Annotated in this window: 9 protein-coding genes; 1 reads left to right on the top strand and 8 read right to left on the bottom strand. The window is 73.4% G+C overall.

Annotated features, from left to right (window positions below):
* Positions 1-186: 186 nt before the first annotated feature.
* Positions 187-765 carry a hypothetical protein gene (locus ACIBCA_RS34620; RefSeq protein ID WP_031072125.1) on the bottom strand — a complete coding sequence of 193 codons (579 nt, stop codon included), beginning with the start codon at positions 763-765 and terminating at the stop codon, positions 187-189.
* A 397-nt stretch (positions 766-1,162) separates the two neighbouring features.
* Complete coding sequence (proS, locus tag ACIBCA_RS34625; protein ID WP_396287078.1) at positions 1,163-2,590, bottom strand: proline--tRNA ligase; 1,428 nt, start codon at positions 2,588-2,590, stop codon at positions 1,163-1,165.
* 187 nt (positions 2,591-2,777) lie between these two features.
* On the opposite strand from proS, the gene ACIBCA_RS34630 reads away from it, so the two are divergent.
* The gene (locus tag ACIBCA_RS34630; RefSeq protein WP_396287079.1) at positions 2,778-3,602 is read left to right on the top strand and encodes a class I SAM-dependent methyltransferase; all 825 of its coding nucleotides are present in this window, start codon (positions 2,778-2,780) and stop codon (positions 3,600-3,602) included.
* A gap of 81 nt (positions 3,603-3,683) precedes the next feature.
* On the opposite strand, the gene ftsH is transcribed toward ACIBCA_RS34630, so the two are convergent.
* The 6 genes from ftsH to ACIBCA_RS34660 form a co-directional block, all read right to left on the bottom strand.
* Positions 3,684-5,609: an ATP-dependent zinc metalloprotease FtsH gene (gene ftsH, locus ACIBCA_RS34635; RefSeq protein ID WP_396287081.1), complete on the bottom strand. Its 1,926-nt coding sequence runs from the start codon at positions 5,607-5,609 to the stop codon at positions 3,684-3,686.
* A gap of 104 nt (positions 5,610-5,713) precedes the next feature.
* Positions 5,714-6,256 (bottom strand): GNAT family N-acetyltransferase, encoded by a 543-nt coding sequence (locus ACIBCA_RS34640; protein WP_396287082.1) that lies wholly within the window; start codon positions 6,254-6,256, stop codon positions 5,714-5,716.
* 80 nt (positions 6,257-6,336) lie between these two features.
* Entirely contained in the window at positions 6,337-7,896 is a 1,560-nt protein-coding gene (gene ffh / locus ACIBCA_RS34645) for a signal recognition particle protein (RefSeq protein ID WP_396287126.1), read from the bottom strand.
* A gap of 100 nt (positions 7,897-7,996) precedes the next feature.
* A complete protein-coding gene (locus tag ACIBCA_RS34650; RefSeq protein ID WP_396287083.1) occupies positions 7,997-10,432 on the bottom strand; it encodes a [protein-PII] uridylyltransferase in 2,436 nt (811 codons plus the stop codon).
* An 82-nt stretch (positions 10,433-10,514) separates the two neighbouring features.
* Positions 10,515-10,853 (bottom strand): P-II family nitrogen regulator, encoded by a 339-nt coding sequence (locus ACIBCA_RS34655; protein ID WP_031072140.1) that lies wholly within the window; start codon positions 10,851-10,853, stop codon positions 10,515-10,517.
* Entirely contained in the window at positions 10,853-12,229 is a 1,377-nt protein-coding gene (locus ACIBCA_RS34660; RefSeq protein ID WP_396287085.1) for an ammonium transporter, read from the bottom strand. The genes ACIBCA_RS34655 and ACIBCA_RS34660 overlap by 1 nt, the downstream gene beginning before the upstream one ends.
* Positions 12,230-12,335 lie beyond the last annotated feature (106 nt).

A 12,335-nucleotide genomic window follows, 5' to 3' on the forward strand; every position in this document is an offset into this window, starting at 1 on the left:
GGACGGACTTCACCCGGCCGCTCACGGGCCTGGCCAGGCTCGACCGGGAGCCCCCGCTCCCGGTCCGCCCGCAGACTCACCGTTGTCGTTGCACTGCTCGCGCCGGTCGCCTCACGCGCCGGACGCTTCGGGGCACCGCTCGACCGAGGCCGCCCGCACGGCCGCCGACCGGTTCCGCCCCGGGGGTCACGCGATCTTGAACGGCTGCTGGCACGCGCCGCAGACGATGGACGCCTGCGCGAGCACCGACGGCACGACGCGCACGTTGCGCCCGCACCCGCACACCGCCTTGACCCGGACGCCGCCCCCGGAGGAGCCGTGCCGGGCGGCCGGTCCGCGGAAGGCCCGCGTCCCGCCCTCGCCGGCCACCGCTTCCTGGTGCGCGCCCAGGGCGCGGTCCAGTCGCTCGATGGTGCCGGCGTAGCGCTCCTGGGTCTCCTTGAGCATGGTCACCTGGGAGAAGCCGCTACTGGCGTGCGGTTCGACCGGGTGCGCCAGGCCCAGCTCGGAGGCGAGCATCAGGAAGCGCCGGTTGTGGTAGCGGCCGGCCCGCGAGGTGTCCCGGATGTCCCGGGCCGCGGCCAGACCGTGGGCGGCCTCGTGGAGCAGGCGCTCGAAACCGAGCCGCGTCCCACAGGCCGAGGAGGATTCGCCGATCAGGGCCTCGGGAGAGGCCAGGTCGGGGAGATCCCGGTGATGGGCCTGGATGTCGCTCCAGGCGGCGGCCAGTTCGGCCGCGAGAACGAGGGGCTGTGTCGTGCTCACGCTAGACCAACGACGGAGTGCGAGCCGATGTTCCGCATGTTCCCGTTCTGCGGGAATTCCCAGGGAACTCCCAGGAATGCAAGGCCGCGCGCGAATTGCGCGTTCCGGATCTGACGCAAGACCAACCCCCTGCCGGTTTCGGCCCGCACTGGTCGCAGGGCCTGGTGAATTCCGTCCGGGGACGGGCTGTCGCCCCCAGGACGTACGGCCCGCGGCCTCTGTCGAGTTGACAGGGCCACGGGCCGTACACCGTACCGCTATTCCGTTAATGCCGGGAGTTGACCGGCCAGTAGGGATGTCCGCGGCCAACGCGATCGGGAAGAGTTACCGGTTTCTTACCCGACCGCATTACGGGCGAATATCGCCGTAATCGGTCGTCGGAAGCGGCGTACCGTCATCAGTACGCACGCGCGACGATCGCGATGTTGCCCTCCTGGTCGTCCGTGGCCGGCACGGAACCGTCCGCGGCGACGATACAGCGCACCGTGACGCCCTGCTCGGAGAGCTTGGCCTCGCCCTCCGCGCCGAGGTCGGCCCAGGAGATGCGGCCCCAGCCGGTGGCGGCGGCCTCCACGGCCTCGTCGAGGGTCTTGACGTCGACCGTGCGGGACTCGCGGCGCTCGCGCGACTGGCGCAGCAGCAGCGCCTGGTCCTCCTCCAGGACGCCCGGCAGCAGCTCGGCCAGCGCGTCGATGGAGACGGGCTCCTTGCCGCCGGGGATGCGGCGGGCCAGCATCGCGGTGCCCCCGGGAAATTCGGTGGAGGCGAGGTCGCGAGGGCCGACCTCGATGCGGACCGGAACGCCCTTGAGCTCCCAGTCCACGGCCCGGCGGCCGAACGGCGTGTCGGTGCGGTCGTCGACCACCACGCGGATGCCGGCGGCCTCCAGCTTCGCGCCGATCTCGCGGACCTTGGCGATCACCGCGTCGTCGCCCTTGATGGCGAGCACCACGGCCTGGACGGCGGCCAGGCGCGGGGGCACCCGCAGGCCGTTGTCGTCGCCGTGGGACATGATCAGGCCGCCGACCATGCGGGTCGAGACGCCCCAGGAGGTCTGCCAGACGTACTCGCGCTCGGCACCCTGGAGCTGGTAGGTGGTGTTGAACGCCTTGGCGAAGTTCTGGCCCAGCTCGTGGCTGGTGCCCAGCTGCAGCGCCTTGCCGTCGCCCATCATGCCCTCGAGGGTGAGGGTGTTGATGGCGCCCGCGAAGCGCTCCTTGGCGGTCTTGCGGCCGAGCACGACGTCGATGCCGAGCACGTTCGTCATGAAGTCGCCGTAGACGTCGGTGTGGATCATCGAGGCGTACGCACGGGCGTCCTCGTACGTGGCGTGGGCCGTGTGGCCCTCCTGCCAGAGGAACTCGGTGGTGCGCAGGAAGACGCGCGGACGCAGCTCCCAACGGACCACGTTGGCCCACTGGTTGATCAGCAGGGGCAGGTCCCGGTGGCTCTGCACCCACTTGGAGAAGTACTCGTTGATGATCGTCTCGGAGGTGGGCCGGACGACGACCGGCTCCTCCAGCTGCTTGCCGCCGCCGTGGGTGACCACCGCCAGCTCGGGCGCGAAGCCCTCGACGTGCTCGGCTTCCTTGGTCAGGTAGGACTGCGGGATGAACATCGGGAAGTAGGCGTTCTGCGCGCCCGCCTTCTTGATGCGCGCGTCCATCTCCTGCTGCATCCGCTCCCACAGGCCGTAGCCGTACGGTCGGATGACCATGGTGCCGCGCACCGGACCGTTGTCGGCCAGCTCGGCCTTGTTGATGAGGTCCTGGTACCAGCGCGGGAAGTCTTCCGCCTGGGGGGTGAGAACGGGTGCCTTAGCCATGGGCGGAATGGTACGGGGGGCGGCGCCCCGACTTCGAATCCGTTTCACCGAGGGGGCGCACGACCCCGACACGCGCGCACCACCCCGCACCCCTCTGGACGCCGGGCCCGACCCGCTGTTCGCTGGAGTGGGGCGGGACTTTGGGGGAGCCGTAGCAGCACACCGAAGGACCGGATGGGAGGCCGCGATGGCTTCAGCTCGCACGACCGGCACGACCGTACGACCCGCGGGCGCACGGGCGCACCACCCGCAGCCCGCGGCCGCCGGACGCGCGCGGGCGCGCGACTGGGCGGAGATCCAGGAACGCATGCTGGTGCCGCTCTACGAGGCGGTCCACGACCGGCTGGAGGTCGGCCCGGCGAGCAGCGTGCTGGGCCTGGGGTGCCGGTCCGGGCTGGCCCTGCTGCTCGCGGCCGGGCGCGGTGCCCAGGTGGCCGGGCAGGAGCCCGGGGACGAGCTGCGCGCCCTGGCCCACGACCGCCGGCTGCGGGTCTGCGCCGGGGCCCGTACGGCCGCGGCCGCCACCCGGTCGGCCCATTCGGTGGTGACGGTCTTCGAGCAGCTGCCGGGCTGCGCCGATCCGGGCGCGGTGGTGGCCGAGGCGGCCCGGCTGACGCTGCCGGGCGGGCACGTGGTGCTGGCCGCCTGGGGCCCGCCGGAGCGCTGCGAGAGCGCCCCCGTGCTGGACGTGGCGCGCCGGATGGCGGGGCGCACGGGCGCGCGCGACCCGTTCGAGGCGAGCGCGCCCGGTGTGCTGGAGGACCTGCTGGCCCCGGCGGGCCTGCGCCCGGCGGGCAGCGGGCGGGTGTCCTGCCCGTTCGCCTACCCGGACCTGGACAGCGCGGTGCGGGGCCTGCTCTCCACGGGCCTGTTCGAGGCGGCGGAGGAGTTCTCGGGCGCCCCGCTGGTGGCCAAGGAGCTGGAGGAGGCGCTGCAGCCGTTCCTGCGGCCGGACGGCTCGGTGCGGATGGAGAACCTCTTCCGCTACCTGATCGCCGAGCGGCCGCGTTGAGCCGGGGAAGAGAGCGCTGAGCAGACCGAAACCGGGGGCGCCCGCCACCACGGCGAGCGCCCCCGGCTCAGTCGTTCACGCCTACACCTGGTCCGGGTCCTCCGTCTCGCGCGGCACCCCGGCCGCCCGGTACGCCGCCGCCTCGTCCAGCGTCTCCGCCTCCAGCAGCGCCGCCGCCAGTGCGTCCAGCCGGGGCCGCTCCTCGGTCAGCAGCCGCACCGCCTCGTCGTAGCACTCCGAGACGATCCGCCGGGCCTCCTCGTCCACCGCGTCCAGGGTGGTCGGCGCGGCCGAGAGCCCGTACGCGCCCTGCGGGTCGCTGGGCACGGCCGTGAGCCGCCCGACGCGCTCGCTCATGCCCCAGCGCCCGGCCATCCCCCGGGCGATGTTGGTGACCTGCTCCAGGTCGCTCTCGGCGCCCGTGGTGATCACCCCGTAGACCACCTGCTCGGCCGCCATGCCGCCGAGCGCGCCGATGATCCGGCCGCGCAGGTAGGGCTCGGTGTACGAGTAGCGGTCGTTCTCCGGGGTGGAGAGGGTCACGCCGAGGGCGCGGCCGCGCGGCACGATGGTGATCTTGCGGACCGGGTCCGCGCCGGGCTGGAGCATGCCCAGCAGGGCGTGCCCGCTCTCGTGGTAGGCCGTGCGCTCGCGCTCCTCCTGCGGCATCACCAGCGGCCGCACGGCGCCCAGTTGGACCTTCTCCAGGGCGTCCGAGAGGTCCCGCTCGTTGACGGCATCCTGGTCCCGCTTGACGGCCAGCAGGGCGGCCTCGTTGACGAGGTTGGCGAGCTCGGCGCCGGTCATCCCGGGGGTGACCTTGGCCAGCTGGGTGAGGTCGGTGTCGCCGGCCAGCGGGACGGCCCTGGTGTGGATGCGCAGGATCGCGGCGCGGCCCTCGCGGTCGGGCGGGCTGACGGTGATCCGCCGGTCGAAGCGGCCGGGGCGCAGCAGCGCCGGGTCGAGCACGTCGGCCCGGTTGGTGGCCGCGATGACGATGACGCCCTCGGAGCCGCTGAAGCCGTCCATCTCGGTGAGGATCTGGTTGAGCGTCTGCTCGCGCTCGTCGTGCCCGCCCATGCCGCCGCCGGCGCCGCGCTGGCGGCCGATGGTGTCGATCTCGTCGATGAAGATGATCGCCGGGGCGACCTTGCGGGCCTCGGCGAAGAGCTCGCGCACCCGGCTGGCGCCGACGCCGACGATCATCTCGATGAACTCGGAGGCCGAGGCGGAGAAGAACGGCACGTTCGCCTCGCCGGCCACGGCCCGGGCGAGCAGGGTCTTGCCCGTCCCGGGCGGGCCGCTGAGCAGCACGCCGCGCGGCATCTTGGCGCCGAGCCTGCGGTAGCGCTCGGGGTTCTTCAAGTAGTCGACGACCTCGGTGAGTTCGGCCTCGACCTCGTCGATCCCGGCGACGTCGGCGAAGGTGGTGCGCTTGCCCTGGTCGGCGGTGACGGGCTTGGGCGGGGCCTTGCGGCCCAGGGGCCCGCCGCCGAGCCCCCCGGCCATCCGGCGGGCGAGCAGCACCCAGATGAAGATCAGCAGCAGCATCGGGGCGAGCGAGAGCAGCAGGTTGGTCAGGAAGCTGCGCTGCTGCACCGGCGAGGTGGCGGTGACCTCGACGCCCTTCTCCTGGAGGGTGGTCCAGAGGTTGTCGCCCGCGAAGGAGGGGCGCTGGGTGTCGAACTCGGTGTAGGTGCCCTTGCCGCCGTCGGGTTTGGGCTGGGCGCTCTTGAGGGTGCCCTCGATCGCGTCGCCCTTGGCGTAGATCTTGGTGATGTTGCCCTTGTTCAGCTGGCTGTTGAACTCGGTGTAGCTGATCGTGGTCGCGCCCTCGTTGCCGAAGAACGACAGCAGCAGGTCGGAGATCAGGAACACCACGAGGGCGGTGAGGACGAGGCCCGTCCAGCCGCCGGGCATCCGGCGGCGGGGCGGCGGCGGGGGCGGGGCGCCCTCGGACCGCCAGGGCTGGTCCGGGGTCTGACGGGGCGGCACGGGTTCGGTCACCCCCCGGACGATACGGACAGGCGCTCGGGCGGGCCAATCGCAACGCCGCGCCCGAGCGGCCGTACGGGCCGTCGGCGCCCCCTCCGACCAGCGGCGACGCGGCCTCAGGCGACGGCGCCGGGCCACTCCTCGGCGGTGAGCGCGAACCGCTCGTGGTCACGCCAGTCACCCTGGAGGAAGAGCATCCGCGGGGTGAAGCCCTCGTGCCGGAAGCCCAGCCGCCTGGCCATGGCGATGGAGCGCTCGTTCTCCGGCTGCACGTTGATCTCCAGCCGGTGCAGGCCCAGCCCGCGGGCGGAGTCGGGGGCGAAGCAGCGGTCGACGACCAGGCGCAGGCCCTCGGTCATCCGCCCGGTGCCGGCGAAGGGCAGGTAGGCGTCGTAGCCGAGCGTGGCGTTGCAGAACCGGCCCATCACGATGTTGGCGACGTTCACCTTGCCGACCAGCCCGCCGGTGTCCCGGTCGATGATCAGGTAGGTGCGCAGGCCCGATCCCTGGCGCTTGATCAAATCGGGCAGCCCGTCCGGCTCGACGGGGTTCCACCGCCCGATGTGGTCGGCGGACCTGCGGACCGCCTCGGCGTACACGACCTCGTCCTCGGCCCTGGGGGCCCTGATCATCACTCGCACGCCCTCATCATGGGACATGCCGGTGGCCCGCCGCCCCCAGTACGGATCGACTGGGCCGGACGACGGGCCACCCGGGTCGTGCGGGGACCGCAAGGGGACTACAGCAGGTCCTTGAACTCCTTGGGCAGCTCGAAGTCGGCCGGGCCCTTGCCCGCGCCGAGCCCGAACGCGCCGCCGCCGGCCTCCTGGCCGCCCGGGCCGAGCTCCCGGCGCTGCGCGGCCGCGGCCTCCTCCTGCGCCCGCTTGAGCGGGTTGCCGCTCTTGCGCTTGCCCTTGGCCTGCGGCGCCTTCTTGCCGGACTTCTTCGCCCCGCCGCCCATGCCGGGGATGCCCGGCATGCCGGGGACACCCTTGCCGGAGGCCATCGCGGACATCATCTTGCGGGCGTCGAAGAACCGCTCGACCAGGTTCTTCACCTCGCCGACCTGGACGCCCGAGCCCTTGGCGATACGGGCCCGGCGGGAGCCGTTGATCATCTCCGGCTCGGCGCGCTCGGCCGGGGTCATCGACTTGATGATCGCGCCGACGCGGTTGACGTCCTTGTCGTCGATGTTGTTGATCTGGTCCCGGATCTGGCCCATGCCGGGCAGCATGCCGAGCAGCTTGGAGATCGAGCCCATCTTCTGGACCTGCTCGAGCTGCGACAGGAAGTCGTCCAGGGTGAACTGCTTCGGGCCGCCGCGCAGCTTGGCGGCGATCTTCTCGGCCTCCTCCTGGGAGAAGGTCTGCTCGGCCTTCTCGATCAGGGAGAGGACGTCACCCATGCCGAGGATGCGCGAGGCCATCCGGTCGGGGTGGAAGGCGTCGAAGTCGTCGACCTTCTCGCCGTTGGAGGCGAACATGATCTGCCGGCCGGTGACGTGCGCGACCGACAGGGCCGCACCGCCGCGGGCGTCGCCGTCGAGCTTGGAGAGCACGACACCGGTGAAGTCGACGCCGTCGAGGAACGCCTGCGCGGTGGTGACCGCGTCCTGGCCGACCATCGCGTCGACGACGAACAGGACCTCGTCCGGGTTCACCGCGGCGCGGATGTCGGCGGCCTGCTGCATCAGCTCGGCGTCGATGCCGAGGCGGCCGGCGGTGTCGACGACGACGACGTCGTACTGCTTCTGCTTGGCGTACTCGATCGAGTCCTTCGCCACCTGCACCGGGTCGCCGACGCCGTTGCCCGGCTGCGGGCCGTAGAAGGCCACACCGGCGCGCTCGGCGACCACCTGGAGCTGGGTGACGGCGTTGGGGCGCTGGAGGTCGCAGGCGACCAGCAGCGGGGTGTGCTTCTGGGACTTGAGCCAGTGGCCGAGCTTGCCCGCGAGGGTGGTCTTACCGGCACCCTGGAGACCTGCCAGCATGATGACCGTCGGGCCGTTCTTCGCGAACCGCACCCGGCGGGTCTCGCCGCCGAGGATCGCGATGAGCTCCTCGTTGACGATCTTGATGATCTGCTGCGCCGGGTTCAGCGCGCCCGAGACCTCGACACCGAGCGCCCGGTCCTTGACCTGCTTGATGAAGGCCCGGACGACCGGCAGCGCGACGTCCGCCTCCAGCAGCGCGATGCGGATCTCGCGGGCGGTGGCGTCGATGTCGGCCTCACTGAGGCGGCCCTTGCCACGGAGGTTCTTGAACGTCGCTGCGAGGCGATCGGAAAGGGTGTCGAACACGTCGTCGCGGGTCCTCTGCGGCATCGGTATCGGTACGGTCGTCGCCCACAAGGGTATCCGGCCGCCCCGGGTACGGTCTCCACCCCTGCCCGGACGGGCTTCAGCCCAGCGCGGCCCGTACGGCCGACGCCACCTCCCCGGCCCGCTGAGGGGTGAGCGGCAGGCCCCTCTCGTCGGTCAGGTAGAAGGAGTCGACGGCCTCCGCGCCGAGCGTGGAGACGTGCGCGGTGCGCACCCGCACCCCGGCGTCGTCCAGCGCCCGGCCGATGCGGTGCAGCAGCCCGGGGGCGTCGTGGGCGCGGACCTCCAGGACGGTCGCCGTGGCCGAGGCCACCGCCGGGGCCACCGCGACCAGCGGCGGCGGGGTGGGGATGCCCTTGCGGCGCGGGGCTGCGGCGTCGCGCTCGGCCAGGCGCCGGGCGACGTCCAGCGAGCCGTCCAGGGCCCGGCGCAGGTCGGCGCGCAGCCGGGACGCCTCCGGCAGTTCCCCGTACTCGGTGGCCACCCGCCAGGCGAGCAGCAGCACCGGCCCGGCGCCGATCGGGTCCAGCTCGCGCAGTCCCGCCGAGCGGACGGCGAGGCGGTGCAGGGCCAGCACCCCGGCGGCGGTGCCGAGCAGCCCGGGGCGGTCCGGGACGGCCAGGTTCAGCTCCACGCCCATCGGCTCGGTGCCCGGCCGCGCGCCCTCCGCCTGGGCGCGCAGCGACAGCGCCGGTTCCCCGGTGCGGGCCGCCTCGACGGCCAGGCGCTCCTGCTCGGCGGTCGGCGGGGCCTGGGCCGTCTCCCCCGCTCCCCCGGCCAGCTGGGCGGCGACCCGGGTGACCAGCCCGTCGACCAGGGAGGCCCGCCAGGCGCTCCAGGCGGCCGGTCCGGTGGCCAGGGCGTCGGCCTCGGTGAGCGCGTGCAGCAGTTCCAGTTCGGGCAGGGTGCCGATCACCTTGGTGACGGCCTCCACGGTGGCCGGGTCGTCCGGGTCGCGCCGGGTCGCGGTGTCGATCAGGGTCAGGTGCCGGCGCACGAGGACGGCCAGCACCGCCACGTCCTCGGGCGGGAAGCCCATCCGGACGGCCACGTCGCGGACGATCACCTCGCCGGCCTCGCTGTGGTCGCCGGGCCAGCCCTTGCCGAGGTCGTGCAGCAGCGCGGCCACCAGCAGCAGGTCGGGCCGGGCCACCCGGCGGGTCATCGCGGCGGCCCGCACGGCCGTCTCCACCAGGTGCCGGTCGACCGTCCAGCGGTGCACCGCGTTGCGCTGCGGGCGGCAGCGCACCCGCTCCCAGTCCGGCAGCAGCCGGGTGATCAGCCCCTCCGCCTCCATCGCCTCCCACACCGGCACGGCCGCCTCCCCCGCGCCGAGCAGGGTGACGAGCTGCTCGCGCGCCTCGTCCGGCCAGGGCACCGGCAGCGGGCGGCACTCGGCGGCGAGCCTGCGCACCGTCGCGTACGAGACGGTCAGGCCGTTCTGGGCGGCGGCGGCCGCGGCGCGCAGCGGCAGCACCGGGTCGGCGGCCGGGCGGGCGCCCTGGGCGAGGACCGCCTCGCCGTCCTGCTCGACCACGCCCTCGGCCAGCGGGCGGCGCTCCACCGCGCCCCGCTCCACCGCCCCCCGGGTCACCGCGCCCGTGCCGCGCCGCGCGAACGCGAAGCCCCGCCGGACGGTGGAGGGGCGGGTGCGGGCGGCGAGCACCCGGTCCACCGCCCGCCAGGTGACGTCCCCCGCGTAGGCGATCGTGCGGGCGGCCTCGTAGACCTGGCGCAGCAGGGCGTCGGCGTCCAGCACGCCGAGCCGCTCGGCGACCTGGTCCTGGTCCTGGAGGCTGAGCCGCTCGGTGGCCCGGCCGGTGGCCAGGTGCAGGGCGTCGCGGACGTCGGCCAGGCGCAGCGCGGCGGCGTCCAGTCCGTCGCGGGGGGCGTCGGCGAGCCAGCTGGCGGCGATGGCGTCGAGGACGACCAGGTCGCGCAGGCCCCCGCGGGCCTCCTTGAGGTCGGGCTCCAGGAGGAAGGAGAGCTCTCCGTGCCGTTCGGCCCGCTCCCGGCTCAGTTCGCGCAGTTCGGGTAGCCGGGCGGGGGCGCTCGCGCGCCAGTCGGTGAGCACGGCGGAGCGCAGGGCGGCGGTGAGCGCCTGGTCTCCGGCGAGGTGGCGGGCGTCCAGGAGGCCGAGCTGGGCCTTGAGGTCGGCGGCGGCGACGGCCCTGGCCTCGGCGGGAGTGCGGACGGCGTGGTCGAGCCGGGCGCCCGCGTCCCAGACGGGGTACCAGATCCGTTCGGGCAGGTCGGGGGCGAGCGGGCCGTCGTGCAGCAGCAGGACGTCCAGGTCGCTGCGCGGGGAGAGCTCGCCGCGCCCGTAGCCGCCGACGGCGACCAGGGCGACGCCGGCCCCGGGGGCTCCGGACTCGGCCAGCAGGGCGGCCAGCCAGTCGTCGGTGAGCCGGGCGAGCGCCCGGCGCCGGGGGCGGCCGAGCGGGCCGGGGCCGTCGATCAGGGCAGCCCGGGCGGCGGCGTGGGCGGCGTGGTCCAGGGGAGCGGAGCTGGTCATGCGCGAGGGTCCCGTCCGTGCTGCGGGGTGGGGAACGCCGACGGGCCCGCCTCCTCCTTTCGGGGGATGCGGGCCCTCGGGCTCACAGGGCGTCGGGGCCGCGTTCGCCGGTGCGGACGCGGACCGCGGTGTCGACGGGGATGCTCCAGACCTTGCCGTCCCCGATCTTCCCGGTCCGGGCGGCCTTGACCAGGACCTCGATCAGCTCGTCGGCGTCCTCGTCCTCGACGAGGACCTCGATGCGGACCTTCGGGACCAGGTCGACGGTGTACTCGGCTCCCCGGTAGACCTCGGTGTGGCCTCTTTGGCGGCCGTAGCCGCTGGCCTCGGTGACGGTCAGGCCGTGGACCCCGAAGGCTTGCAGGGCGGCCTTCACCTCGTCCAGGCGGTACGGCTTGATCACGGCGGTGATGAGCTTCATCAGGCGTCGACCTCGGTCTTCTGAGCGGCCTTCTCGGCGGTCGTCTCGGTGGGCTTCTCGGTGGGCTTCTCCGTTGGCTTGGGCGCGGCCGCCGCCAGGCCGGGCAGGGCCCGGGCGAGGCCGGCCCCCACGGCGCTGAAATCGTAGGCGGACTCGGCGTGTTCGGCCTGGTCGATGCCGGCCACCTCGACCTCCTCGGAGACCCGGAAGCCGACCGTGATGTCCACGGCCTTGGCCAGCAGCCAGGACATGACGAAGGAGTACGCGCCGACCGCGGCCACGCCCAGCGCCTGCTTGCCGAGCTGCTCCCAGCCCCCGCCGTAGAACAGGCCCTTGGCGGTCTGGCCGACCCCGCCGGTGGCGAAGAGGCCGATCAGCAGCGAGCCGATCGCCCCGCCGACCGCGTGCACGCCGACCACGTCGAGGGAGTCGTCGAAGCCCCAGCGGTACTTGAGCGAGACGGCGGCGGCGCAGACCGCGCCCGCGATCAGGCCGATGGCCACCGCGCCGAGCGGGCTGACCGAGCCGCAGGCCGGGGTGATCGCGACCAGTCCGGCCACCGCGCCGGAGGCGGCGCCGAGGGTGGTGAAGGCGCCGTGCTTGAGCTTCTCGTAGACCAGCCAGCCGACCAGGGCCGCGCCGGTGGCGACCTGGGTGTTGACCGCGGCCATCGCGGCCACGCCGTTGGCGGCCAGCGCCGAGCCCGCGTTGAAGCCGAACCAGCCGAACCAGAGCAGCCCGGAGCCGAGCATCACCAGCGGCAGGCTGTGCGGGCGCATCGGGTCCTTCTTGAAGCCGACCCGCTTGCCCAGCACCAGGCACAGCGCCAGGCCCGCGACACCGGCGTTGATGTGCACGGCCGTGCCGCCGGCGAAGTCGATGACGCCGTTGCGGTCGCCCAGCCAGCCGCCGTTGCCGCCGTCGACGAAGAACACCCAGTGCGCGACGGGGAAGTAGACGACGCTCACCCAGAGCGCGATGAACAGGCCCCAGGCGGCGAACTTGGCTCTGTCCGCGATGGCGCCGCTGATCAGCGCCGGGGTGATGATCGCGAACATCAGCTGGAAGAGCGCGAAGGCGGTGATCGGGATGCTGCCGGTGAGCTCGTTGAGCCCGATGCCGCGCATCCCGAGGAAGTCCAGGTTGCCGATCAGTCCGCCGAAGGCGTCGGGGCCGAAGCTGAGCGAGTAGCCGTAGAGGACCCACAGCACGCTGACGATGCCGAGCGAGAGGAAGCTCATCGCCAGCATGTTCAGGGTGCTCTTGGCCCGGACCATGCCCCCGTAGAAGAAGGCCAGGCCCGGGGTCATCACCATGACCAGGGCCGCACTGATGAGCACGAAGGCGGTGTCGCCCGCGCTGAAGCCGTCCGGCATCGGCGTCTCCTCTGCTTCCGACGCCGATCCGCACCCGGGGCTGTCCCTTGACTCCGGGGCGTCGGCGATGAGGAGGAGAGTGCCGAAGGCTGGTTTCGGCTGGTGC

The organism is Kitasatospora sp. NPDC051170 (assembly GCF_044455705.1).
In the GTDB taxonomy this organism is placed as follows: Bacteria; Actinomycetota; Actinomycetes; order Streptomycetales; family Streptomycetaceae; genus Kitasatospora.

What these genes read in the sequence shown, in the direction of transcription:
- proS (WP_396287078.1), bottom strand. Translation starts at nt 2,590, where the DNA reads ATGGCTAAGGCACCCGTTCTCACCCCCCAGGCGGAAGACTTCCCGCGC.
- ACIBCA_RS34630 (WP_396287079.1), top strand. Translation starts at nt 2,778, where the DNA reads ATGGCTTCAGCTCGCACGACCGGCACGACCGTACGACCCGCGGGCGCA.
- ACIBCA_RS34640 (WP_396287082.1), bottom strand. Translation starts at nt 6,256, where the DNA reads ATGTCCCATGATGAGGGCGTGCGAGTGATGATCAGGGCCCCCAGGGCC.
- ACIBCA_RS34650 (WP_396287083.1), bottom strand. Translation starts at nt 10,432, where the DNA reads ATGACCAGCTCCGCTCCCCTGGACCACGCCGCCCACGCCGCCGCCCGG.
- ACIBCA_RS34655 (WP_031072140.1), bottom strand. Translation starts at nt 10,853, where the DNA reads ATGAAGCTCATCACCGCCGTGATCAAGCCGTACCGCCTGGACGAGGTG.
- ACIBCA_RS34660 (WP_396287085.1), bottom strand. Translation starts at nt 12,229, where the DNA reads ATGCCGGACGGCTTCAGCGCGGGCGACACCGCCTTCGTGCTCATCAGT.